Origin of the sequence: Kribbella sp. NPDC003557, assembly GCF_040610805.1 — a bacterium.
In the GTDB taxonomy this organism is placed as follows: Bacteria; Actinomycetota; Actinomycetes; order Propionibacteriales; family Kribbellaceae; genus Kribbella.
The window spans coordinates 52,048-74,106 of record NZ_JBEXMY010000017.1 but is presented as its reverse complement, the minus strand read 5'-3'; the positions used below and the strand labels follow the sequence as shown (position 1 = coordinate 74,106).

Annotated in this window: 22 protein-coding genes and 1 riboswitch; of the genes, 10 read left to right on the top strand and 12 right to left on the bottom strand. The window is 70.5% G+C overall.

Going from position 1 to position 22,059, the window contains the following annotated elements; all coding sequences use genetic code 11:
• Window positions 1–1,058 precede the first annotated feature (1,058 nt).
• Window positions 1,059–1,817, bottom strand: coding sequence for an alpha/beta fold hydrolase (locus ABZW60_RS41105; protein WP_355486104.1), 759 nt, complete (start codon window positions 1,815–1,817; stop codon window positions 1,059–1,061).
• Window positions 1,814–2,488, bottom strand: a complete 675-nt coding sequence (locus ABZW60_RS41100) for a DUF998 domain-containing protein (protein ID WP_355486103.1) — start codon at window positions 2,486–2,488, stop codon at window positions 1,814–1,816. The genes ABZW60_RS41105 and ABZW60_RS41100 overlap by 4 nt, the downstream gene beginning before the upstream one ends.
• A 109-nt stretch (window positions 2,489–2,597) precedes the next feature.
• On the opposite strand from ABZW60_RS41100, the gene lysX reads away from it, so the two are divergent.
• A complete protein-coding gene (lysX, locus tag ABZW60_RS41095) occupies window positions 2,598–5,954 on the top strand; it encodes a bifunctional lysylphosphatidylglycerol synthetase/lysine--tRNA ligase LysX (RefSeq protein WP_355486102.1) in 3,357 nt (1,118 codons plus the stop codon).
• A 48-nt stretch (window positions 5,955–6,002) separates the two neighbouring features.
• Window positions 6,003–6,920, top strand: a complete 918-nt coding sequence (locus ABZW60_RS41090) for a hypothetical protein (RefSeq protein ID WP_355486101.1) — start codon at window positions 6,003–6,005, stop codon at window positions 6,918–6,920.
• Here ABZW60_RS41090 and ABZW60_RS41085 read toward each other — a convergent pair.
• A complete protein-coding gene (locus ABZW60_RS41085) occupies window positions 6,917–7,543 on the bottom strand; it encodes a hypothetical protein (protein WP_355486100.1) in 627 nt (208 codons plus the stop codon). The two genes, ABZW60_RS41090 and ABZW60_RS41085, sit on opposite strands and share 4 nt — an antisense overlap.
• 188 nt (window positions 7,544–7,731) lie before the next feature.
• Here ABZW60_RS41085 and ABZW60_RS41080 point away from each other — a divergent pair, with 188 nt between their 5' ends.
• Complete coding sequence (locus ABZW60_RS41080; protein WP_355486099.1) at window positions 7,732–8,421, top strand: alpha/beta fold hydrolase; 690 nt, start codon at window positions 7,732–7,734, stop codon at window positions 8,419–8,421.
• On the opposite strand, the gene ABZW60_RS41075 is transcribed toward ABZW60_RS41080, so the two are convergent.
• Window positions 8,414–9,244: a helix-turn-helix transcriptional regulator gene (locus tag ABZW60_RS41075; protein ID WP_355486098.1), complete on the bottom strand. Its 831-nt coding sequence runs from the start codon at window positions 9,242–9,244 to the stop codon at window positions 8,414–8,416. The genes ABZW60_RS41080 and ABZW60_RS41075 overlap by 8 nt on opposite strands.
• Before the next feature lie 103 nt (window positions 9,245–9,347).
• Here ABZW60_RS41075 and ABZW60_RS41070 point away from each other — a divergent pair, with 103 nt between their 5' ends.
• The gene (locus ABZW60_RS41070) at window positions 9,348–10,040 is read left to right on the top strand and encodes an SDR family NAD(P)-dependent oxidoreductase (protein WP_355486097.1); all 693 of its coding nucleotides are present in this window, start codon (window positions 9,348–9,350) and stop codon (window positions 10,038–10,040) included.
• Window positions 10,041–10,051: 11 nt separating this feature from the next.
• On the opposite strand, the gene ABZW60_RS41065 is transcribed toward ABZW60_RS41070, so the two are convergent.
• The gene (locus ABZW60_RS41065; protein ID WP_355486096.1) at window positions 10,052–11,425 is read right to left on the bottom strand and encodes an L-serine ammonia-lyase; all 1,374 of its coding nucleotides are present in this window, start codon (window positions 11,423–11,425) and stop codon (window positions 10,052–10,054) included.
• A 79-nt stretch (window positions 11,426–11,504) separates the two neighbouring features.
• Window positions 11,505–11,597: riboswitch (glycine riboswitch) on the bottom strand.
• Window positions 11,595–11,948, bottom strand: coding sequence for a DUF3817 domain-containing protein (locus ABZW60_RS41060; RefSeq protein WP_355486095.1), 354 nt, complete (start codon window positions 11,946–11,948; stop codon window positions 11,595–11,597). It overlaps the preceding riboswitch by 3 nt.
• Window positions 11,949–12,046: 98 nt before the next feature.
• On the opposite strand from ABZW60_RS41060, the gene ABZW60_RS41055 reads away from it, so the two are divergent.
• Window positions 12,047–13,450: an alpha/beta fold hydrolase gene (locus ABZW60_RS41055; protein WP_355486094.1), complete on the top strand. Its 1,404-nt coding sequence runs from the start codon at window positions 12,047–12,049 to the stop codon at window positions 13,448–13,450.
• Window positions 13,451–13,501: 51 nt separating this feature from the next.
• Here the strand turns inward: ABZW60_RS41055 and ABZW60_RS41050 are convergent, their stop codons facing one another.
• The 3 genes from ABZW60_RS41050 to ABZW60_RS41040 form a co-directional block, all read right to left on the bottom strand.
• A complete protein-coding gene (locus ABZW60_RS41050) occupies window positions 13,502–13,729 on the bottom strand; it encodes a hypothetical protein (RefSeq protein WP_355486093.1) in 228 nt (75 codons plus the stop codon).
• Between the two features lie 186 nt (window positions 13,730–13,915).
• A complete protein-coding gene (locus tag ABZW60_RS41045) occupies window positions 13,916–15,346 on the bottom strand; it encodes an aminopeptidase P family protein (protein ID WP_355486092.1) in 1,431 nt (476 codons plus the stop codon).
• Window positions 15,347–15,389: 43 nt separating this feature from the next.
• Entirely contained in the window at window positions 15,390–16,136 is a 747-nt protein-coding gene (locus tag ABZW60_RS41040) for a GntR family transcriptional regulator (RefSeq protein WP_355486091.1), read from the bottom strand.
• Between the two features lie 91 nt (window positions 16,137–16,227).
• Between ABZW60_RS41040 and ABZW60_RS41035 the strand changes: the two genes are divergently transcribed.
• From ABZW60_RS41035 to ABZW60_RS41025, 3 genes are read left to right on the top strand one after another with little or no spacing between them, the layout of a single operon-like run.
• Entirely contained in the window at window positions 16,228–16,980 is a 753-nt protein-coding gene (locus ABZW60_RS41035; protein WP_355486090.1) for a 5-oxoprolinase subunit PxpA, read from the top strand.
• Window positions 16,980–17,585: an allophanate hydrolase subunit 1 gene (locus ABZW60_RS41030; RefSeq protein WP_355486089.1), complete on the top strand. Its 606-nt coding sequence runs from the start codon at window positions 16,980–16,982 to the stop codon at window positions 17,583–17,585. The genes ABZW60_RS41035 and ABZW60_RS41030 overlap by 1 nt, the downstream gene beginning before the upstream one ends.
• Complete coding sequence (locus ABZW60_RS41025; protein WP_355486088.1) at window positions 17,582–18,421, top strand: biotin-dependent carboxyltransferase family protein; 840 nt, start codon at window positions 17,582–17,584, stop codon at window positions 18,419–18,421. The genes ABZW60_RS41030 and ABZW60_RS41025 overlap by 4 nt, the downstream gene beginning before the upstream one ends.
• Here the strand turns inward: ABZW60_RS41025 and ABZW60_RS41020 are convergent.
• The gene (locus ABZW60_RS41020) at window positions 18,411–18,902 is read right to left on the bottom strand and encodes a VOC family protein (RefSeq protein ID WP_355486087.1); all 492 of its coding nucleotides are present in this window, start codon (window positions 18,900–18,902) and stop codon (window positions 18,411–18,413) included. The genes ABZW60_RS41025 and ABZW60_RS41020 overlap by 11 nt on opposite strands.
• Window positions 18,883–19,962, bottom strand: a complete 1,080-nt coding sequence (locus tag ABZW60_RS41015; RefSeq protein WP_355486086.1) for a helix-turn-helix domain-containing protein — start codon at window positions 19,960–19,962, stop codon at window positions 18,883–18,885. Before ABZW60_RS41015 ends, ABZW60_RS41020 begins: the two co-directional genes overlap by 20 nt.
• Window positions 19,963–19,997: 35 nt before the next feature.
• On the opposite strand from ABZW60_RS41015, the gene ABZW60_RS41010 reads away from it, so the two are divergent.
• Together ABZW60_RS41010 and ABZW60_RS41005 are read left to right on the top strand one after the other, a co-directional pair.
• The gene (locus ABZW60_RS41010) at window positions 19,998–20,636 is read left to right on the top strand and encodes an HD domain-containing protein (RefSeq protein ID WP_355486085.1); all 639 of its coding nucleotides are present in this window, start codon (window positions 19,998–20,000) and stop codon (window positions 20,634–20,636) included.
• A gap of 49 nt (window positions 20,637–20,685) precedes the next feature.
• Window positions 20,686–21,039, top strand: a complete 354-nt coding sequence (locus ABZW60_RS41005) for a UBP-type zinc finger domain-containing protein (RefSeq protein ID WP_355486084.1) — start codon at window positions 20,686–20,688, stop codon at window positions 21,037–21,039.
• A gap of 15 nt (window positions 21,040–21,054) precedes the next feature.
• Here ABZW60_RS41005 and ABZW60_RS41000 read toward each other — a convergent pair whose 3' ends face one another.
• The gene (locus ABZW60_RS41000; protein ID WP_355486083.1) at window positions 21,055–22,056 is read right to left on the bottom strand and encodes a proline racemase family protein; all 1,002 of its coding nucleotides are present in this window, start codon (window positions 22,054–22,056) and stop codon (window positions 21,055–21,057) included.
• Window positions 22,057–22,059: the final 3 nt, after the last annotated feature.

The window sequence follows — 22,059 nt, the reverse complement described above, 5'->3', positions numbered from 1 at the left end:
GAGAGATTCCTCGAAGAATCACGCGGTGACCGCACCCACGTCCACACCCGGGCCGGCCACCACCACGTCGTACACCACTCTGCTGGACGCAACTGACGCCGGCTGTTTCCGGCTGGCGCCGGGAGTACCCGCTCACGCCGGGAGTTCCGGCTGACGGCGGGAGTTCCTGCTGGCGCCGGGAGGTACCGGCTGACGCCGGGAGATACCGGCTGACGCCGGGTGTTCCGGCTGGCGCCGGGAGTACCCGCTCACGCCGGGAGTTCCGGCTGACGGCTGGTGGTACCGGCTGACGCCGGGAGATACCGGCTGACGCCGGGTGTTCCGGCTAATGCCGGCGGTAAGTGCCGGGGCTGCCGGCTGACGCCGGGGGGCTTCCGGCTGGCGCCCGGCGGGTTTCGAGTTGGCGCTCGCCTGTGGCCGGCAGGCCCGTGGCCCACGGAGGCGTGACTGTGATGACGCGCGGCTACGGCCTATGACGCGTAGGCCACCTGTGTCGAGGTGCTAGGTCAGACGCCGCACGGCAGCAAGGAGGGCTAGCAGGACCCACGCGGCCGCGGAACTGAGCAGCCGGCGATGCCGCCGCCTCGGGGAGCGCCGCGGCGGGTTTCTTGGCCACTGGCGGGTTACAACCGGCCAGCAGCGCAACAACCCGTCAGCGGCCTCGGTCAGCGAATGCCGTAGGCGCGGATGGTGGCACGTCCACAGCAAGCCGGACAGGCTGCGGGCAGCGAACCAAGCCACGCACTCAAGCACGCTCTGACTTCTCTACCCTGTTCCTTCGCCGCTTCATTTGAAGCTCTCACCTGCAGGCCGAGCCAGCCAGGCACCCAGCCACTGATCTTCTCTTCTTTGCTCTGTTCCTTCTCGCCCCTTGGGGCTCTGACCTGTAGACCAAGCCAGCCAGGCACCCGGCCGCTCCAAACTTCCTCTCTTCTTCCTCTGCTGACTCCTGCCGCTCTCACCTGCAGGCCAAGCCGACCAGGCGCCCAGCCACTCTGGTCTTCTCTCCTTGCAATGTTTGCCCTGCGCCCAATGAGGCTCTCGCCTGCAGGCCGGAGTTAGCCGTTGGTTCGGCGGACGGCTGTGGCTATGGCGTCGGGGCGGTCGAGGTGGACTAGGTGGGCTGAGTTAGGCAGGACCTCTACTGCTCCGCCCAGGCGGTCGGCCAGGCGTTGTTGGCCTGCTAGCCAGCCTTTAGCGGTGAAGCGGGACGTGCCGCCGGTTGCCACCAGCACGGTCGTGGGGGCGATGGCGTCCACCGGACCGGCGACCAGTTTCGCGACCTCCGCGGCCAGTTCCCAGCTGCCGGCCAGTTCGTCCCAGAACAGCAGCCACGACGTCTCCCCGCCGTACCTTGCCTTAGCCGTTGCCTTCGACAACAGATCCTGGTTAGACATGCTGCCCAGCCGCACGATCAGCCGCCGGATCGTCGGGCCTAGCACCTGCGGCACGCCGGCCCGCCCGAAGAACCGCGCCGCCGCGCGCACAGCCCGGTCGCCGCGCTTCCCGGGATAGAACGCACGTAACCCGGTCTCCGACGTGAGGCTGCTGTCGACCAGCACCAGTCTGCTCACCTCGTGCGGTCGCGTCAGCGCCCACCGCAGTACGGCCAGTCCCCCGATCGAATGCCCGACCAGCCCGATCTCCGCATCCGGCTCGACGCCGGCGGCCGCGCGCAGTGCGTCCACGTCGGAGGAGATCGGCGTCCGCCACGGGTCGATGACGCGCACGTCCTCGCCCGGCAACAACTCGACCACGCGGCCGAACTCCTCCGGAGTCTCGGCCAGCCCGGGCACCACGATCCACGTCACGCTCATCGAGATACAGGGTGCCTCAGAGCTGGTAGCAATGTCCCCAGCATTAAGCAGACGAGGAGTACCGAGACGCGCTGCAGGATGCCCGGAGCGTCCAGCTCGTTGCCGGTGACGACGTCGTACCCGGTCTGCAGGCCGAGCCACGTCTGTGTCACCGCGACCCCCGCAGCCAGTATGCCGACCGCCTTGCCGCGCGCCCCACCCCAGCCGAACCGGCGGAGGACCAGGACCGCGAACACGCCCATGGCGATGCTGCCGAGCCCAGCGAGAGTCGACGTCACCTCGTGGAGGACCAGCGCCACTCCGACCTGGCCGTTCGCCTCAGCGGCCCGGCACGCGGCGCTCGCGGACGGTGCGCAGTCCATCGGCGAGAACGAGTCGAACAACGTCCCCAGCCCGAAGACCGCCGTACTGACCAGCAGACCGGTCAGCTCCCGCTGGCCACGCGCGGCCGGCCTGGCCAGCAGTACGGCGACCAGGAGCAACACGCCCGTGGCCAGGTCCATCGCCCGCGCGTACAGACTCGTGGACTGGTCACGCGCGCCCAGCTCACTCAAGAACGAGTGCTGGACGTCCAAGGGAAACCCGGCCGCCGCCTCGAGCAGCAGGCTGCAGTACAGCACGCCGGCAGCGAGCATCAGGTTGCGGATGAGGCGGTAAGGAACGGCGGCCATGCCTTACACCGTGGCATGTCAACCTAAGTATTGACTGTGGCGTCAGCTGTACTGTCGAGGTAGTGCTAGGTCGACCGAAGTCACAGCGAACTAGTGGGATGATCGGCTGGTGCGGTCGGAACAAGCAGCAGTGATCCCGGCGTGGCAGCACCGGGCCGCGGTCTGGGTGGGCCGCGTCGTCGTGCTTGCCTCGGTGTGGTCGTTCATTGCGATCCCGTTGCATATCGCCGCCCCGCGACTCGTCAAGCACGTCGACTTCGCGTTCGACTTCGTCGGGATCCCGGCCGGCCACACGATCTTCTCCGCCGTCTACCTCGCGGTGGTCGGCAGCGCGTTGCTGCGCGGTAAGCGAGCCGCCCTGCTCTGGGTGCTGTGGGTCTTCGAGGCGCTCTGGTTCCTGGCCCAGGTCGCCGGGATCGCGTTCACCAGCGTCCGGCTGGCCAACCCGACCGACGCGGACCTGCTGCGCGACTTCGGTCCGGCCAGTGTCCAGGATCTGGAATGGGGCATCGTCCAGGCGATCGTGGTGGCCGCGATCGTCGCCCTGCTGTGGACGATCCGGGGAGCTTTCCCGGCCCGACTCGCGCCCGGCAGCCGGCGGCTCGCGATCGGCGCGCTGGTGTTCGGCATGCTGATCTCGATCGCGGTCAGCATCACGCTCACGCAGCTGTTCCCGCGCACGCTCAGCGGCCAGCGGCAGAAGATCGGCTGGGCCGTGATCGCCGCGCTCGGTCAGTCCCGCAGCAAGATGGGCGGGCACGAGGGCCACGGCTGGATCGGCCTGACCGTCGGCGCGATCTCGGCGGCCTCGCTGGTGATCGCGTTCTGGATCTTCCTCCGCTCGGTCCAGCGCGTCCGCTACCTGACCCAACCCGAGGAGCTTGAGGTACGCCGCCTGCTCCTGCTGCACGGTGAGCGCGACTCGCTCGGGTACTTCGCCACCCGCCGGGACAAGGCCGTCGTGTTCGCACCGGGCAACGACGCCGCGATCGCCTACCGGGTGGTCAACGGGGTCAGCCTCGCCAGCGGGGATCCGCTCGGCGACCCGGTCGCCTGGCCCGCGGCGATCCAGCGCTGGCTGGCCGAGGCCCGCCGGTACGGGTGGTCGCCGGCCGTCCTGTCGGCGAGCGAGGAGGCGGCGCAGGCGTACGTCGACTCGGGGCTGCGCGCGTTGTCGATGGGTGACGAGGCGATCATCGACGTCGCGGACTTCACGCTCGAGGGCCGGACCATGCGCCCGGTGCGGCAGGCGGTCACCCGGGTGCAGCGCGCCGGGTACCACGCCGAGGTCGTCCGGCACGGGGACCTGTCGCCGGAGGCCCTGGCACAGTACGTCCACCTCGCCGAGCAATGGCGTGGCGCGCGGACCGAGCGCGGGTTCTCGATGGCGCTCGGCAGGCTCGGCGATCCGTCCGACGCGCGCTGCGTGATGGTGATCGCCCGGGACGCGGAAGGCGCGGTCCGCGGGCTGCTGTCGTTCGCGCCGTGGGGCGTCCGGGGCGTGTCGCTGGATCTGATGCGGCGCGATCCCGAGTCGGTGAACGGCTTGATGGAGTTCATGGTGACATCGCTGATCGACGCCTGCGGCGATCTCGGCGTGCACCGGATCTCGCTGAACTTCGCGATGTTCCGGGAGATCTTCAGCGACGCCGAACGGGTCGGCGCCGGGCCGGTGCTGCGGCTCACGAACGCCTTGCTGACCGCGGGTTCGCGCTTCTGGCAGCTGGAGAGCCTGTACCAGTCGAACGAGAAGTACCTGCCGCGCTGGTCGCCGCGCCTGATGTGCTACTCGCGCGGCGCGTCGCTCGCCCAGGTGGTGTTCGCGGCCGGTACCGCGGAGGGCTTCCTGCCCGCGCCGCGGCCGTGGACCCGTGTCGACAGCATCGAGACGGCCGAGCGGCACGCGATCATGGCCGCGGACGGCCGCGCGTTCGCGACCGCGGTCCACGAACAGGAGGTCGAGTTGCTGCGGCCGGCGCTGCCGGCCCGCAAGCTCACCGAGCAGGAGCAGATCCGGCGCACCAAGCTCGCCGAGCTGGTTGCCGCGGGCATCGACCCGTACCCGGTCGAGGTGCCGCGGACGGAGACCCTCGAGCGGGTCCGCGAGCTGTACCCGAACCTGCCGCCGGACCATCACACCGGGCACACGGTGTCCGTGACCGGCCGCGTGCTGCGGATGCGGAACCACGGCGGCCTCGCGTTCGCGCAGTTGCAGGACGGGCTCACCCAACTGCAGGTCATGCTCACGGCCGCGTCGTGCGGCGACGTACCGCTGGACCGGTGGCGGCGCCTGGTCGACATCGGCGACCACGTCAGCGTGACCGGCGAGGTCGTCACCAGCCGCCGCGGTGAACTGTCGATCGCGGCGACGGACTGGGTGATGGCGGCGAAGTGCCTGCACCCGTTGCCCGACAAGCGGAAGGGCTTCACCGACCCCGAGGCGCGGGTCCGGCAGCGGCACCTGGACCTGGTGATGAACCCGGACTCGCTGCGGATGATGCGGCAGCGCAGTGCCGCGGTCCGCGCGCTGCGCAACGGGTTCGAGAACCGCGGGTTCATCGAGGTGGAGACGCCGATGCTGCAGGCGGTGCACGGCGGCGCGAACGCGCGCCCGTTCGTCACCCACATCAACGCCTACGACACCGAGCTGTTCCTGCGGATCGCGCCGGAGCTGTTCCTGAAGCGGCTGAGCGTCGGCGGGATGGGCAAGATCTTCGAGCTGAACCGGAACTTCCGCAACGAGGGCGCGGATGCGACCCACAACCCGGAGTTCACCTCGGTCGAGGCGTACCAGCCGTACGCCGACTACCACGTGATGCGCGAGCTGACCCGCGAGCTGCTGATCGAGGCCGCCATCGCGGTGTACGGCAAGCCCGTCGTCCGCCGCGGCGGCGAGGAGATCGACATCTCCGGTGAGTGGCCGGTCGTCACGGTCCACGACGCGGTCGGCCGGGCGGCCGGTACGACGATCGACTCGGAGACGCCCGCCGACCGGCTCCGGGAGCTGTGCACGGACCACGGCGTCCACACGACCTTCGAGATGACGGCCGGCGAACTGGTGCTCGATCTGTACGACGAACTCGTGGAGCCGCACACGACGCTGCCGACGTTCTACACCGACTTCCCGCTCGAGACTTCGCCGCTGACCCGCAACCACCGCACGAACCCGCGCCTCGCGGAACGCTGGGACCTGGTCGCGTTCGGCGCCGAGATCGGGACGGCGTACTCCGAACTCGTCGACCCGGTCGAGCAGCGCCGCCGCCTCACCGAGCAGTCCCTGAAGGCCGCCGCCGGCGATCCTGAAGCGATGTCGCTGGACGAGGACTTCCTGTCGGCGCTGGAGTACGCGATGCCCCCGACCGGCGGGCTCGGCATCGGTGTCGACCGGGTCATGATGATGCTGACCGGCCAGAACATCCGCAGCACGCTGGCGTTTCCGTTCGTCCGTCCCGCACCACGGGACTGATGCCTTACCCTGGACAACTCACGGGTTGGGGTGACCCTGGGGGTGGGGATGAAGCGCTGGCTTGCGCTCTGTATCGGGGTGTGTCTGGTTGCGGGCTGCGGCGGGAAGCCGGAGGCCGCGCCGAGCCCCGGCACGTCGCCGTCCAGCAGCGCCGTGCCCGCGCCGGTGTCGTCGGTGCCGACCGCCGGGCCGTTGGGTACGGCGGCCTACCAGGCTGAGCTGAGCCGCATCGACCAGGTGCTGGCCGGTCCGGCGCGAGCGCTGACCCGGGTGCGGACAGCCGAGGCCCTGAGCGAGGCGATGAGCACGCTCGCGGAGTCGCTCAACACGATCGCGGTCCGGCTCGCCGCGCTGACCGTGACGTCCCGGCTGACCGGCGCCCACGACCTGCTCCAGGAACGCATCGGGGTGGCGGCGACGCGGTTGACGAGCTCGGTGCAGAAGACCGAGGAGGACGCCCGCTGCGGTGGCACCGCCTACACCTCGCAGAAAGTCCAGCGCCAACTGCGCACCGATCTCGGCACCGCGCTCGTCCAGTTGCAGCGGCTCCAGCTGACGTTCGGCAAGACACTCCCCGATCCAGGTCCGGCGCCGGAACAGGTACGGCCCGACAACGGCGACGTGCTGGTACGACGGGGCGCGAACGGCGTGGGCCGGCTCAAGATCACCAACGGCACGCCGAAGGACGTGGCGATCTCGATCGTCGGCGACGGGCAGCCACCCGGGAGCCCGCAGGTGATGGTCTACCTCCGGGCGACCCAGTCGGCGACCGTGAACCGGATCGCCGGCGCGTACCGCCTGTACTTCAAGAGCGGCACGGAGTGGGACACCGAGCACCGCAGGTTCCTGGCGGACTGCACGTTCAAGAAGTTCGACCAGACCTTCGGCAAGAACCAGGCCTGGCAGGTCAACCTCCAGCCCCGGCCCGGCGGTAACGCCGACACCACCGAGGTCGAGGCCTACTAGAGGCCGAGCTTGTCGAGCAGGTGACCGAGAATGCCGCCCAGGCCTCCGGGCTGGTCCGGGTCGTCAGGGGTCGGCGGCGGCGTGCTCGGGGTGGAGCTGGTGGGTGGCGCCGTCGGCGTCGTCGACGGGGTCGGGCTGCCGCTCGGCGTGGCGGTCGGATCGGTGGACGGCGGCGCGGTCGGCGGTCGCTTCGTGGCGACCGGGATCGTCGGCTCGGTGGTCTGGACGATCTGCGGGGTCGGCGTGCCCGGGCCGGACGTCGGGTCCGGTGTGGCGAGACCGACCGGCACCTGCACCTCGCCCGGCTTGGTTGCGGTGGGCAACGGCGTGGTGACCGCGTTCGGCGTCACACCGGGCGTGGCGGCCGGCGTCGCGGTGGCACGGGGCGGCAGGACCGCGACGTTCTGCGTGGGCTCGCCGGGCTGCGGACCGGCGATCGGCACGGCCGGTTCGGGTCCGCCACCGGGCAGCGGCAGGAACCCGGCGCCGATCCGCGGACCGCCCAGCAGCGCGACGAAGAACAGGACCAGGTAGCCGAGGAGCAGGAGACCCGCGCCGGCGGCAGCCTGGCGGCGACGCCGCGGGTTCTGCCAGGGCGGTCGGCGGGAAGCCGTGGCAGACATCGCATTCACAAGTCCCGCAGAGTATCGGTTGCCGAGTTGTTTCAAACAGTCCTTGGAAGAAATTCCACCCAGAAACTCATTCTTCTCGTAATTCTGGTGCATTTACGCGGTCGTAGGAATGCGGTGCGTTAGCTGACAACGCGCCGATCTACACAGCGACATCCGTCGCGGTCTGCCAGCCTGCTCTCATGAATCTGGTGCTGCTGCACGGTCTGGGAGCCAACGGCCGCGTCTGGGACGCCTGGCCGCACGCCAACTTCGCTCCCGACCTCCCCGGCCACGGCTCGGCCGCCACGCTCCCGTCGTACACCTTCGCCGCCATGGCCGCGGCGATCGCGGCCATGGCCGCGGCGGATCTTCCGGTACGCCGAGACGTCGTCCTGCTCGGCCACTCGCTCGGCGGGGTGATCGCACTCGAACTGGCCAGCGGGCGGTACGACGTCACCTTGAGCCGGGTCGTCGCGCTCGGCGTGAAGGTGAGCTGGTCGGCGGACGACCTGGGGCGGGCGAACGCGCTCGCGCAGAAGCCTGTCGCGTGGTTCGAAAGCCGCGACGAAGCAGCCGCGCGATTCCTCAAGGTCTCCGGCCTCCAAGGACTCGCGGACCCGGCTGACGCCGTCGTGGACCACGGTCTGCTGGAGGAGGACGGCCGCTGGCGTCTCGCCCTGGATCCCGCGACGTTCGGCGTCGGCGCGCCGGACATGCCCGCGCTGATCGCGGCGAGTCAGGCCGAGGTGGTGCTCGCGCGCGGCGAGCGGGACCCGATGAACAGCGACGCCGAACTGCACGCCCTGCATGACCAGGTCGTCACGCTGCCCGGCCTCGGACACAACGCGCACGTCGAGGACCCGGCGGCGGTCGCGGCGCTGCTCAGGTGAGGGCCTGCAGGCCGATCACCGACAGCAGGCGGAGCTTCTCCGCGGCTTCGCTGTTCGGCGCGGCCGTGTAGACGACGATGCGCAGGTCGCTACCGGGGACGGCGAGCACGTCGCAGTCGATGTCAAAGGTGCCGACGTCGGGATGCCGGATGGTCTTGCGCTCGGTCTGGTGGAAGCCGACGACGGGCTGGTCCCACAGCCGCGCGAACTCGTCGTACCCGGTCCGGAGCTCCTCGATCAGCGCCGTCAGCTCCGGGTCGTGCGGGTACCGGGCGAGGGAGGCGCGCAGGTCGGTGACCATCGCGATCCGGAAGTCCCGCTGCTGGTCCGGCGTCTGGACGACGCGGTCGCCCGGCGCCGCGAAGTGCCGGTAGACGATGTTCCGCCACCGCCCGTGCCACGGCGACGGATCGCCGATCAGCGCCGCGAACAGCGGGTTCCAGGTGATCACCGTCCAGGCCGCGTCGCAGACGCACAGCGGCGCGCCCTCCAGCTGGTCGACGATGCGCTGCACTCCCGGCGGGATGTACGCCGAGACGCGCCCGGGCGACGGCTCGACCTCGCCCGCGAGCACGAACAGATGGTTGCGCTCGGCATCGGACAGCCGGAGCGCGCGGGCCAGCGCGGTCAGCACCTGCACGGACGGCGACTCCGACCGGCCCTGCTCCAGCCGGACGATGTAGTCGACCGACAGACCCGCGAGGTGGGCCAGCTCCTCACGCCGCAATCCCGGCGCCCGGCGCTTCCCACCGGACGGCAGCCCGACCTCCGACGGCGTCACCCGGTCACGCCACGCGTGCAACGTCCTGCCGAGCTCGCCCATGTCCTCCAGTATCGCGGGCCGTCGGCGGATCAGCCTGGTACTGCCATTCCCTAGGACATCGCGGGTACTACCTGCTCCGGACCGCCGGCGCGAGGGTAGAGCCATGACCACGACACTCATCACCGGGGCGAACCGAGGCCTCGGATACGAAACAGCCCGGCGGCTGATCGAGGCCGGACACACCGTCTACATCGGCGCGCGCGACCCGCAGCGCGGCAAGCAGGCCGCGGACGAGCTGGGCGCGCACTACCTGCCCCTGGACGTGACCAGCGACGAGTCGGTCGACGCAGCGGCGGAGCAGCTCGCCGAGCTCGACGTACTGATCAACAACGCCGGCATTCCCGGACCGCACAAGGACGCGCGGGACCTGACCGCCGACGACTTCCACCAGGTGTTCGACCTGAACGTCTACGGGCCGGTGCGGATGATCCGCCGCTTCCTGCCGCTGCTCGAGCGCAGCGCGAACCCGGTGATCGTGAACGTCTCCAGCGGTCTCGGCTCGATCGCCGCCGCGGTGGACGCGGACGCGGTCAGCACGGTGCCGGTGTGGGTGCCGGCCCCGGCGTACGGCGCCTCGAAGGCGGCACTCAACATGATGACGGTGCAGTACGCGAAGCAGCTGCCGAACCTGCGGATCAACACCGTCGACCCCGGCTACACGGCGACCGACTTCAACGGCCGCACCGGCTACCAGACCGTCGAGGAGGGCGCCGACATCATCGTCCGGCTCGCCACCATCGACCGGGACGGGCCGACGGCGGAGTACCTGAGCCTGCACGGGACGATCCCCTGGTGATCAAGGGGTGATCAGCACTCGATGACGTTGACGGCGAGGCCGCCGCGGGACGTCTCCTTGTACTTGATCTTCATGTCCGCGCCGGTCTCGCGCATGGTCTTGATGACCTTGTCGAGGGTGACCACGTGCACGCCGTCGCCGTGCATCGCCATCCGGGCCGCGTTGATCGCCTTCACCGAGGCCATCGCGTTCCGCTCGATGCACGGGATCTGCACCAGCCCGCCGACGGGGTCGCAGGTCAGGCCGAGGTTGTGCTCCATCGCGATCTCGGCGGCGTTCTCGACCTGCTGCGGCGTGCCGCCGAGCACCTCGCAGAGACCGGCCGCGGCCATCGAGCAGGCGGAGCCGACCTCGCCCTGGCAGCCGACCTCGGCGCCGGAGATCGACGCGTTCTCCTTGTAGAGCACGCCGATCGCGCCGGCCGCCAGCAGGAACCGCACCACGCCGTCCTCGGTCGCCCCGGGCACGAAACGCCGGTAGTAGTGCAGCACGGCGGGGATGATGCCGGCGGCACCGTTGGTCGGGGCGGTGACGATCCGGCCGCCGGAGGCGTTCTGCTCGTTGACCGCGAGCGCGAACAGGTTCACCCAGTCCATCACCTTGAGCGGGTCGACCGACCACGGGTCCTGGCTGAGCTTCTTGTGCAGGGCGTGCGCCCGGCGCGGCACCTTGAGCCCGCCGGGCAGGATGCCCTCGGTCTCGCAGCCCTCGCGGACGCAGTCCTGCATCACCTGCCAGATGTGCAGCAGGCCGTCGCGGACCTCGTCCTCGGTCCGCCAGGCGAGCTCGTTCGCGAGCATCACCTCGCTGATGGTCAGCTGCGACTCGCGGCACCGGTCGAGCAGCTCCGCACCGGTCGTGAACGGGTACTTCAGCGGAGTCGTGTCCGGCACGATCCGGTCCCCCGCGGCGGCGTTCTCGTCCACGACGAACCCGCCGCCGACCGAGTAGTAGGTGCGCTCGCGCAGCACCGCGCCGGCCGCGTCGCGGGCCACGAAGATCATCCCGTTCGGGTGGTACGGCAGGGCCTTGCGGCGGTGCATCAGCAGGTCGGTGTTCTCGTCGAACGCGATCTCGTGGCTGCCGGCCAGCAGGATCCGGCCGCACTCGCGGATCGTCTCGACGCGGGCGTCGACCGAGTGCGTGACCACGGTCTCCGGGTCGGCGCCCTCGAGGCCGAGCAGGACGGCCTTGTTGCTGCCGTGGCCGTGGCCGGTGGCGCCGAGCGAGCCGAAGAGCTGGGCCTCGACCCTGGTCGTCGCGGCCAGCAGGCCGTCATCGACCAGGCCGAGCGCGAACGTGCGGGCGGCGCGCATCGGTCCCACGGTGTGGGAGCTCGACGGGCCGATCCCGATACTGAACAGATCGAAGACGCTGATCGCCATCGTGTGGAGGTTCCTTCCGGTCGCCGTTGACCGTTTGGTGTCCTCCCCGCTCTGTCAGGCGGATGCCTTCCAGAGGTGCCTCGCCCGCGCGGTGAAGGTGCCTGAGAGATTCTTGGGGAGAGTTGCTCCTACGGCGCCCGGTTCGTGCCCGGGTCTCTCCCGCACGGGTTCATGCGGCTGTTGAGTTGACTGACGTTGTGGACGGTACGGCGGTCTGCCCGCCAACGTCAATCCGGCCCGTCCGGACCGCCCAGATCTCGAAGAACCAGGTGAACAGCGGAGGAACGCTTGCCGCCAGCGCGGCCAGAGTCACCGGCCACGACCAGCGCAGCGGACCGCGAACGGCGAGCACGGTGACCACGTAGACGACGAAAATGCCGCCGTGGATCGGCCCGAAGATCTTGACGCCGATCTCGTTGTCGGACAGCACGTACTTGAACAGCATCCCGATCAGCAGTCCGGTCCACGAGACCGCCTCGGCGATCGCCACCGTCCGGAACCACACCGCATGTTTGGTACTCATCAACGACCGACCCTAACAAGCCCCCCAAGTCGTGATCGGGGTCACGCGGGGCGAGTCCCCGATGCCGTCAGCAAGCGATTGCCCGAAGGATCGTCGGCATGACGTTCATCCGACGCGCCGTGGCCGGCGCGCTGTTCATCGGCGTGGCCGCCGCCGGGCTGACCACCACCGCCGCAGCGAGCCCTCAGCTGCGGTGGGCCGACTGCCAACCGGAAGGAAAAGACGACCCCGCGGAGGTGAAGGGCTCGGAGTGCGCCACCCTCAGGCTTCCTGTCGACTGGCGGGACCCGGGCGGACCGACCTTCGGCCTCGCCCTGGCCAGGAGGAAGGCCGAGGGGCCCGGCGAGCGGGTCGGGGTGCTCGTGTTCGGGCCGGGCGGGCCCGGGGACTCGGGTGTCGACCGGGTGAAGACCGGGATGGACCGGTTCAGCGAGGACCTGCGGGACCGGTTCGACATCGTCAGCTTCGACCCGCGCGGTGTCGCGCGCAGCAACCCGGTGAAGTGCTCCGTCGATCTGCTCGACAAGCAGCCGTCGCCGATCATCAGGAGCGCGGCCGAGTTCACCGCCACGATCAGCTACAACCGGGCGCTCGCCAAGGACTGCCGCGAACACACCGGCCCGTTGTACGACCACATCGACACCTGGCAGACGGTGCGCGACGTCGACGCCGTACGGCGGGCTCTCGGTGAGTCGACGATCTCCTTCCACGGCAGCTCGTACGGGACGCTGCTCGGAGCGCAGTACGCCGAGACGTACCCGCGCCGGGTCCGCGCGATGGTGCTGGAGAGTGTGAGCGACCACAGCTCGGCCACCACCCAGGCGTTCCTCGACGACCAGGCGGCCGCGGGACAGGACTCGTTCGACGAGTTCGTGAAGTGGTGTGACGCGACCACGACCTGCGCCCTGCACGGCACCGACATCCACGCACGGTGGGCCGATCTGCTCGCCAAGTCACCGGACCCGTTCACGTTGAGCTTCGGGGTGTTCCGGATGCTGTACGAACCGAAGTGGGCCGCGCTCGCCGAGATGCTGAAGGCGGGAGTCACACCCCCGAAGCCAACGCAGACCGGGCTGTACCCGCTGGCGGTGTTCTGCCAGGACTGGAACCTGCCGGTGCGCAGCTACCGCGAGTACGCCGGGCACCTCCAGCGGCTCGCGCGGAACAACCAGGACCTGCGCTACCCCGGTCAGTTGATGGCCGTGTCGATCTGCCTCGGCTCACCGCCGGCTGACAACCCGCAGCACCGGCTGAAGGTCCGTGAACTCAAGACACCAGTGCTGCTCGCCAATGCGATCCACGACCCGGCCACCGGGTACATGTGGGCGCAGAGCGTAGAGCGTCAGCTCGGGCGGCACGGCGTGCTGCTCACGTACCAAGGCTGGGGACACGGGAGCTACACGAAGAGCCCGTGCATGCAGAGCGCGATCGACAGCTACCTGATCGCACGGGACGTGCCGGAGCGCGGCACCAGTTGCCCAGCCGTGCCCCCGGCCGGGTGATTGGAAACCGGGGCCGACGCTCACAACCAGCCCCGGCCCCGGGGCCCTGCGTCAGACCGGTATCCCGGTCACATCCAGCACGCGGTCGAGCTGGTCCCCACGGACCAGCCGTCGCGCCAGGAGCTGGAGCTCGGCGCAGGCCGTCTCGAGTGCCTGTGACTGGGACCGGCAGTTGTCGACGTACCAGAACGGGTCGTCCGGCTGCGGATCGTCGGCGTCGTCGATGTCGGCGTACCAGTGCCGGCTGCCGCAGTTCACTACTCGCACACGCAGGTTCATGATGTAACTCCCCCGTACCCAGGGTTCCTGGGTCCCCCCTTTTTGGCCCCCAGTCCGGGGCCGACCCGGCCGGCGTGTGATCAGAGGCCCCCCACTCCCACACGCCTGGCCGGGTTCGACCCTCCCCCCGCCCTCTACATCGGGGGCCCGGCCGCGAACGTTACTGGCCGTGACCGGTAATTTTGATTACTTCGCTGCCAGGTGCGACCGGGTCCACTGCTCGAGACCGTCCGTGGTGATCGGCAGGTCCTCGGTGAGGATCTCGAGCCGGTCGGAGTGGACCACGACGTTGTCCTCGATCCGGATGCCGATCCCGCGCAGCTCCGGCGGGACGGTCTCGTCGTTCGGGTGGAAGTACAGGCCCGGCTCGACCGCGAGCGCCATCCCGGCCTCGATGGTGCCGGCGAAGTACGCCTCCGGCCGGGACGCGTCGCAGTCGTGCACGTCGAGGCCGATGTAGTGCCCGGTCCCGCAGACGATGTACCGCCGGTGCTGCTGGCCGTCCGGGCCGAGCAACTCGTCGATCGAGGCATCCAGCAGGCCCCAGTCACGCAGCCCCTCGGCCAGCACCCGCAGCGCCTCGTACTGGAACGCGCGGTACGGCGCTCCGACCTTGACGGCCTCGAGCGACGCGAGCTGCGCCTTGTACACCAGGTCGTGCACCTGCCGCTGCGCCGCGGTGTACTCACCGGTGGCGGGGAACGTCCGGGTCACGTCCGCGGTGTAGAGCGTGCGGGTCTCGACGCCGGCGTCCAGCAGGATCACGTCGCCCTCGTTCACCGGGCCGTCGTTGCGGACCCAGTGCAGCACCGGGGCATGCTTGCCAGAAGCAACGATCGACGCGTAGCCGACGCCGTTGCCCGCGGTCCGCGCGCGGCGGTCGAAGGTGCCCTGCAGCCAGCGCTCGCCGCCGCCGCGGATCGCCTCCGGCAGCTCCCGCGCCACGTCACCGAACGCGAGCACACTGGCCGCGACCGCTTCCCGCAGCTGGTCGAGCTCCCAGTCGTCCTTGATCCGGCGCAGCTCGGCGAGCGTCTGGCGCAACGCGTTGCCGTCGGTGGGCGACGTCCGCACCAGCGCGTCCAGCATCGGCTCGACGCCCGGGACCGAGAGCATGAACGGGACCGCGCCGCGCACCGCCGCGGGCAGTTCCTCGATCGGGCGGCAGGCGATCTGCAGCGCGTCCGACCAGTCCTTCAGGCCCGGCACCGGGCCGATCCACAGCTCGCCGTCGCGCGCGTTCGCGAAGAAGTCCGCCTCGTCCGGTCCGGCCGTCTCGCGCAGGTAGAGCGTCGCGTCGCCGTCCCCGGAGATGACCAGGACCGCACCCTCGGCCTGGCAGCCGGTCAGCCAGACGAAGTCGCTGTCCGCGCGGAACTGGTAGTCGGTGTCGTTCGACCGCACCGGCGCCCGGCCGGCCGCGAGCGCGATCCGGCGTCCCGGCAGCGCGGCGGCGAGCTTGCGCCGATGCTCCGCGGCCGCCTCGGCGAGCCCTTCCGGCACCGTCACCGAGCGGTCCACCGGCCCCCAGCCGCGGGAGATGAACTCCCGGAACCCCTTGGCGTCGATCGGGCGGTAGGACTTCGGCGTCTGGTCGGTCCGGGCGTCATCGGTCATGAGCTGAGCTCCCCTTTACAGCTGTCGGTGTCAGCTCATCAACTCAGGTTGTCGCGGGCCCGCGCAAGCCCTTATCCCGGAACGCGGCGATCAGCGCCTGCTCGGAGTCGAGCAGGTACTGGTGGAGGTCGGCGGCGGCCTGTTCGTACTTGCGGGCCTCGAGCAGCTCGAACAGTCCCCGGTTGCGCTCGATGTACGGCTCGTGCAGCTCGCGCGGGGTCGCGATCACGTGGAACAGGAGCCGCAGCTCCGCGAGCAGGCGACCCGTCATCGCGTCCATCCGGGCACTGTCCGCAAGCCCGATCAGGTGCTGGTGGAAACGCATGTTCGCCGTACCGACAGCGGGCCAGCGGTCCGCGCTCGCCGCCGCCTCGGCCGCTTCGACGTCGTCGTGCAGCGGCTCGAGCCGGCCGGCCGGGAGCTCCGGATCACGGTCGGCCAGGCCGCGGACGACATCCACCTCGAGGACGCGACGCAGCCGGTACAGGTCGATCACATCGTGCTCGTCCAGCTCCGGCACGAAGACGCCGCGATGCAACTTGTAGACGAGCAGGCCCTCGTGGGTGAGCAGCCGGAAGGCCTCGCGCAGCGTGTTCCGGCTGACCTCCAGGACCTCGGTCAGCTCGACCTCGGAGAGCTGGGCTCCCGGCGGCAGTGCACCCTCGGTGATACTGCGGCGCAGGATGTCCGCGGCCCGCTCGGCCGAGCTGCTCCGGTCCAGCCGCGCGACATCCGCGGCGACGGTCCGCAGCCATGCCTGCCGGCCGGTCTCCTCCCCACCCGTGGTCATCTCTGCATCATCCCAGGTGGCATCGAAAAGTGGAACAATGCTCTTGCAGGATTGTTCAACAATCCCTACGCTCGGGGCCAGGAGGTGGCACATGGACCTCAACGCGGACATGGGTGAGGGCTACGGCCCCTGGGCGATGGGCGACGACTCGGCACTGCTCGAGGTCGTGACGAGTGCGAACGTGGCCTGCGGCTTCCACGCCGGCGACCCGTCGATCATGCGCCGGGTGACGGCCGAGGCAGTCGAGCGCGGTGTCGCGATCGGCGCGCACGTCGGGTACGCCGACAAGGCCGGGTTCGGGCGCCGGTTCGTCGACATCGAGCCGTCCGCGCTGCGCGACGAGGTGGTGTACCAGCTCGGCGCGCTGGACGCGTTCGCGCGGATCGCCGGCGACCGGGTCCGGTACGTGAAACCCCACGGCGCGCTCTACAACACGATCGGCCACCACAGCGAGCAGGCCGCCGCGGTGGTGGCTGCGGTCGCGGACTACGACAAGGCCCTTCCGGTGCTCGGGCTGCCTGGATCCGAGTGGCTCCGGCTCGCCGCCGAGGCCGGTCTGACCGCGATCCACGAAGCCTTCGCCGACCGCGCGTACACCGCGGCCGGCACGCTGGTGTCCCGGCGCGAGTCCGGTTCCGTGCTCCACGACGCCGACGAGATCGCGACCCGCTGTACGGCGATGGCCACCGGGCAGCCGATCCGGGACGTCACGGGTGGCGCGCTGGTGGTCGACGCGGCCTCCATCTGCGTCCACGGCGACACCCCCGGCGCCGTCGGCATCGCCCGCCGGGTGCGTGGCGCGCTGGAGGGAGCGGGCGTCACGGTGCGCCCGTTCACCGGCTGATGCGGATCCTCCCGTCGGGTGACCGGGCGCTGCTGGTCGAGCTCGGCGACCTCGACGAGGTGCTCGGGTACTACGCGGCGCTGACCGCGGACCCACCCGCGGACGTGGTGGACGTCGTACCGGCGGCGCGGACCGTGCTGGTCACGACATCGGGCAGCCTCGACGCGCTGTCCCGCGCACTGCGGGCGGTGACGCCGACCGACGGGCGGCAGGCGGCGGGCGACCTGATCGAGATCCCGGTCGTGTACGACGGCGAGGATCTGCCGGACGTCGCACGGTTGCTCGGCTGCTCGGCGGCCGATGTGGTCGCGCGCCACACCAGCGACGAGTGGACGGTGGCGTTCTGCGGGTTCGCGCCCGGGTTCGGGTACCTGACGTCCGCCGGCGCGTGGGACATCCCGCGGCGCGAGTCGCCGCGGACGAAGGTGCCGACGGGCGCGGTCGCGCTGGCCGGGGAGTTCAGCGGCGTGTATCCCCGTGAGTCGCCGGGCGGCTGGCAGCTGATCGGCCGGACGCCGGTGCGCATCTTCGACTCCGGGCGTGATCCGGCCGCACTGTTCCATCCCGGGCGCCGGGTCCGGTTCGTCGACGCGGGTCGTGGATGAGCAGCCTGACCGTACTCGAAACGGGGCCGTTGGCAACGATCCAGGACGCGGGGCGGGCCGGCCAGGCGGCGCTCGGCGTACCGGCCTCGGGGGCCTGCGACCGCGGCGCGTACGCGCTGGCGAACCGGCTGGTCGGCAATCCGGTCGGCGCGGCCGCCGTCGAGGTCACGTACGGCGGGCTGGTGCTCCACGCGGACCAGGACCTCGTCGTCGCGATCACCGGCGCGCCGTGCACCGGCGTACCGCTCAACGCACCGGCCACGCTCCGCGCCGGTCAGGTGGTGCGGCTCGGTCCGCCGTCGAGCGGGCTGCGTACGTACGTCGCCGTCCGCGGCGGGATCGACGTACCTGAGGTTCTGGGCTCCCGATCCACCGACCTGCTGTCCGGGCTCGGGCCCGCGCCGCTGACGGCGAACCAGACGCTGCCGGTCGGGTCGTCCGTCGAGCCGATGCCCGGAGTGGACCTGGCTCCGGTCGCGCATCCGCCGGGCGGGCAGGTCGTGCTGCGGGTGACGCCGGGGCCCCGCCGGGACTGGTTCACCGATGCGGGCCGGGCGTCGCTCGTCGCGCAGACCTACCAGGTGAGCAGCAACAGCAACCGCGTCGGCGTGCGTCTCGACGGCGAGCTGCTCGAACGCGCCCGCACGGGCGAACTCGCGAGCGAGGGCATGGCCCGCGGCGCGATCCAGATCCCGCCGTCCGGTACGCCGGTGATCTTCCTCGCGGACCATCCGGTGACCGGCGGCTATCCCGTCATCGCGTACGTCGCCGACGCGGACCTGGACGCGTGCGCCCAGGTCCGCCCGGGGCAGGCCGTGCGGCTGATCAGTTCTTGACGCGGCTGCGCATCTCGGCGGCGAAGGTGTCCTGGGCGATGCGCATCGTGGCGAGTTCGCCGGGGTCCGCGAAGAGTTCGCGGGCCTTGCTCTCGTCGACGTCCTCGACGTGGGTCTGCAGCCACCAGATGTTGCCGACCGGGTCCTTCACCCGGCCGCCGCGGTCGCCGGTGATGCCGGAGTACATCAGCTCGGTCACCACGGTCGCGCCGGCGTCGAGGGCCCGCTGGTAGGTGCGCTCGACGTCGTCGACGTACACGCTCAACAGGCTCGGGGTGTCCGGCCAGTCGGGTGCGGCGTCGAACGTCATCAGGACCGATTCGCCGACCGTGATCTCGGCGTGGCCGACCGTACCGTCCTGGTTCGGGAACCGTCCGCTCGTCCGGACCTCGAAGGTCTGCTCGACGAACTCGAGGAACCTGTCCGCGCCCTTCGCCGCGATGTAGGGCGTGATCGTCGACTTACCGCTTGGTGTGCTCATGCCTCGAGTCTGTCGAAGGTAGCGGCCAGGTTCTGTCCTCTTCATCGACGGATCGTGCGGCTTGGAAGCGCCGGCGGTACTCCGTGGGTGTCGTGCCGAGGTGCCGCGCGAACGCCCGGCGCAGGGTCTCGTCGCTGCCGAGTCCGCTGAGCCGTGCTGCGGTGGTGATGCTGTGGCCGTCGAGCAGGAGCTGCTGGGCCCTGTCCAGCCGCACACGCTCCACCCAGCGGCCGGGCGTCGTGTTGAACTCGCTCTGGAACAGCCGGGTCAGGTGCCGCGGGCTGACCGCGGCCGCGGCGGCCAGGCTCGGCAGGCTGTGGTCGGCGGCCGGATCCGCGACGACGGTGTCGGCGATCGCCCGCAGCGGATCGGTGCGCGCGGCCGGGGTCGCCATCGCGGTCGAGAACTGCGACTGGCCGCCGGGCCGCTGCATGAACACGACGAGCTCACGCGCCACCGCCCGGGCCGTCCCGGCGCCGTGATCAGCTTCGACCACGGCGAGGGTGAGGTCGATGCCGGCGCTGATCCCGGCGGAGGTCAGGTACCTGCCGTCCGTGACGTGCAGCGCGTCCGGGACGAGCTGGATCCTCGGGTACTGCCGCGCCATCGCCGCCGCATGCCGCCAGTGCGTGGTCGCTCGCCGTCCGTCCAGCATTCCGAGCGCGGCCAGTACGAAGGCCCCGCTGCACACGGACGCCACTCGGTCGGCCTCCCGCTCGAGCATTGCCGTCACCTGGAGCACCTCGTCCGGGATCGCGTGGACAAGGCCGTCCGACCCGGCGACCACGACCGTGTCGACCACGCCGGCCTCCTCGGGACGGACCACGCCGGCCAGCACCACACCTGAGGCAGTCGTCACCTGCCCGCCGCTCGCGGACACGAGCACCGACTCGTACCGCACCGCGGAGCTCCCGCTGCGCCCATCCGGCCCGGCTGTCACCTGGTTGGCCTGATGGAGGACCTCGAGCGGTCCGGTCACGTCGAGCAGCGTCACCCCGTCGTACACCACGAACGCGACCCGGCGTGTCCGAATCTGTGGTTTACATGGCGATCTGGACATGGCACCAGCGTAGCCCCGGCCGCGAACCTGGACGCATGACCGAAACCATCGCCGGTATCCAGATGCCCGACAGCGCGCTCGCCCGCGAGGCGACCGACCTCGTCCGCGACGCCGCGTCGCCGCTGCTCTTCGACCACTCCCGCCGCGTCTACCTGTTCGGATCGCTGCGCGGGCGGGCGCAGGGTCTCGAGTTCGACCCGGAACTGCTGTACGTCGGCGCGATGTTCCACGACCTCGGCCTGACCGGGCGCTACCGCCGGACCGACCAGCGCTTCGAGATCGACGGCGCCGACGAGGCGCGGCGTTTCCTGCAGCAGCACGGGATCGGCACCGACGCCGCCGACCGGGTGTGGACGGCGATCGCGCTGCACACCACGCCTGAGATCCCGCTGCACATGGCGGCCGAGATCGCCCTCGTCACCCGGGGCGTCGAACTCGATGTCCTCGGCATCGGATACGACACCGTCACGGACGCCGAGCGTGCTGCCGTGACCGCCGCCCACCCGCGCCCCGATTTCAAGAACCGGATCCTCGCGGCGTTCACCGAAGGCATCCAGGACCGGCCCGCGACCACCTTCGGCAACGTGAAGGCCGACGTGCTCGAGCACTTCGTACCGGGTTTCCACCGCGGCGATTTCGTGGACGTCATCAAGAACTCGTCCTGGCCGGAGTGACCGCGGACGTTGCTTGTCCGGGAGCCGGGGACAGGTGAGGATGTCCGGTATGACGGAAAGTTCTGGAACGCCAGGCATCGACAGCACAGTTCCCCCGAGCGGCACCGGATGCGTCGAGTGTCTGCAGGCCGACGGCTGGTGGTTCCACCTCCGCCGGTGCGCGCAGTGCGGTCACATCGGCTGCTGTGACTCCTCCCCCGCCCAGCACGCTTCCGCCCACGCCTCCGAGACCGGCCACCAGATCGTCCGCAGCTTCGAGCCCGGCGAGGACTGGTTCTGGCACTACGGCGAGTCCCAGTACTACGAAGGCCCCGACCTCGCGCCCCCGGCCGCCCGCCCCGAAGAACAGCCCGTCCCCGGCGGCAAAGTTCCCACCAACTGGCAGTCCCAGCTGCACCGCTGACCCGGCCCCGGGCGGCTACAGCACGAAGCCGGTGGGGAACGGGTCGTCGGGGTCGAGCAGGTAGTTCGCCGTTCCGGTGATCCAGGCTCGGCCGGTCACTGTCGGGACGACGGCAGGGTGCGGTCCGACGGTGGTCTCCTCGATCAGGCGGCCGGTGAAGCGCGTCCCGATGAACGACTCGTTGACGAAGTCGGCGCCGAGGGCCAGCTCGCCGCGGGCGTGCAGCTGGGCCATCCGCGCCGACGTCCCCGTCCCGCACGGCGAACGGTCGAACCAGCCCGGGTGGATCGCCATCGCGTTCCGCGAGTCGGCGCCGTCGAGACCCGGTGCGGTGAACTGCACGTGCTTGCACCCGTTGATCCCCGGGTCGAGCGGATGCACCGGACGATCGGCGGCGTTGATCGCGTCCATGATGTCCAGACCGGCCTTCAGGATGCGGTCCTTCTCCGCCCGGTCGAACGGGATGCCGAGCTGCTCGAGCGGCAGGATCGCGTAGAAGTTCCCGCCGTACGCCATGTCGTAGGTGACCTTGCCCAGCCCCGGCACATCCACCGACGCGTCCAGCGCGTGCGAGTACGCCGGCACGTTGCGCAGCGTCACGTGCTCGGCGCGACCGTTGCTCACGGCAACATCGACGACGACCAGCCCGGCCGGCGTGTCCAGCCGGACCACCGTCTGTGGCTCCGTCACCTCGACCATGCCGGACTCGACCAGCACCGTGGCCACGCCGATCGTCCCGTGACCGCACATCGGGAGCAGACCGGAGACCTCGATGTACAGCACACCCCAGTCCGCGTCGGACCGGGTCGGCGGCTGCAGGATCGCCCCGCTCATCGCAGCGTGACCTCGCGGCTCGTTCATCAGGAACAGCCGCAGGTCGTCGAGGTGCTTGATGAAGTACTCGCGGCGCTCCGCCATCGTCGCGCCCGGCACCACGCCGACCCCGCCGGTGACGACGCGGGTCGGCATGCCCTCGGTGTGCGAGTCGATGGCGCTGATCGTCCGGACCGACCTCATGAC

Excerpts from the sequence above, each read along its gene's own strand:
- ABZW60_RS41105 (WP_355486104.1), bottom strand. The coding sequence starts at position 1,817 with ATGAGCGTGACGTGGATCGTGGTGCCCGGGCTGGCCGAGACTCCGGAG.
- ABZW60_RS41100 (WP_355486103.1), bottom strand. The coding sequence starts at position 2,488 with ATGGCCGCCGTTCCTTACCGCCTCATCCGCAACCTGATGCTCGCTGCC.
- ABZW60_RS41090 (WP_355486101.1), top strand. The coding sequence starts at position 6,003 with ATGAAGCGCTGGCTTGCGCTCTGTATCGGGGTGTGTCTGGTTGCGGGC.
- ABZW60_RS41085 (WP_355486100.1), bottom strand. The coding sequence starts at position 7,543 with ATGTCTGCCACGGCTTCCCGCCGACCGCCCTGGCAGAACCCGCGGCGT.
- ABZW60_RS41080 (WP_355486099.1), top strand. The coding sequence starts at position 7,732 with ATGAATCTGGTGCTGCTGCACGGTCTGGGAGCCAACGGCCGCGTCTGG.
- ABZW60_RS41075 (WP_355486098.1), bottom strand. The coding sequence starts at position 9,244 with ATGGGCGAGCTCGGCAGGACGTTGCACGCGTGGCGTGACCGGGTGACG.
- ABZW60_RS41070 (WP_355486097.1), top strand. The coding sequence starts at position 9,348 with ATGACCACGACACTCATCACCGGGGCGAACCGAGGCCTCGGATACGAA.
- ABZW60_RS41065 (WP_355486096.1), bottom strand. The coding sequence starts at position 11,425 with ATGGCGATCAGCGTCTTCGATCTGTTCAGTATCGGGATCGGCCCGTCG.
- ABZW60_RS41060 (WP_355486095.1), bottom strand. The coding sequence starts at position 11,948 with ATGAGTACCAAACATGCGGTGTGGTTCCGGACGGTGGCGATCGCCGAG.
- ABZW60_RS41055 (WP_355486094.1), top strand. The coding sequence starts at position 12,047 with ATGACGTTCATCCGACGCGCCGTGGCCGGCGCGCTGTTCATCGGCGTG.
- ABZW60_RS41050 (WP_355486093.1), bottom strand. The coding sequence starts at position 13,729 with ATGAACCTGCGTGTGCGAGTAGTGAACTGCGGCAGCCGGCACTGGTAC.
- ABZW60_RS41045 (WP_355486092.1), bottom strand. The coding sequence starts at position 15,346 with ATGACCGATGACGCCCGGACCGACCAGACGCCGAAGTCCTACCGCCCG.
- ABZW60_RS41040 (WP_355486091.1), bottom strand. The coding sequence starts at position 16,136 with ATGACCACGGGTGGGGAGGAGACCGGCCGGCAGGCATGGCTGCGGACC.
- ABZW60_RS41035 (WP_355486090.1), top strand. The coding sequence starts at position 16,228 with ATGGACCTCAACGCGGACATGGGTGAGGGCTACGGCCCCTGGGCGATG.
- ABZW60_RS41030 (WP_355486089.1), top strand. The coding sequence starts at position 16,980 with ATGCGGATCCTCCCGTCGGGTGACCGGGCGCTGCTGGTCGAGCTCGGC.
- ABZW60_RS41025 (WP_355486088.1), top strand. The coding sequence starts at position 17,582 with ATGAGCAGCCTGACCGTACTCGAAACGGGGCCGTTGGCAACGATCCAG.
- ABZW60_RS41020 (WP_355486087.1), bottom strand. The coding sequence starts at position 18,902 with ATGAGCACACCAAGCGGTAAGTCGACGATCACGCCCTACATCGCGGCG.
- ABZW60_RS41015 (WP_355486086.1), bottom strand. The coding sequence starts at position 19,962 with ATGTCCAGATCGCCATGTAAACCACAGATTCGGACACGCCGGGTCGCG.
- ABZW60_RS41010 (WP_355486085.1), top strand. The coding sequence starts at position 19,998 with ATGACCGAAACCATCGCCGGTATCCAGATGCCCGACAGCGCGCTCGCC.
- ABZW60_RS41005 (WP_355486084.1), top strand. The coding sequence starts at position 20,686 with ATGACGGAAAGTTCTGGAACGCCAGGCATCGACAGCACAGTTCCCCCG.
- ABZW60_RS41000 (WP_355486083.1), bottom strand. The coding sequence starts at position 22,056 with ATGAGGTCGGTCCGGACGATCAGCGCCATCGACTCGCACACCGAGGGC.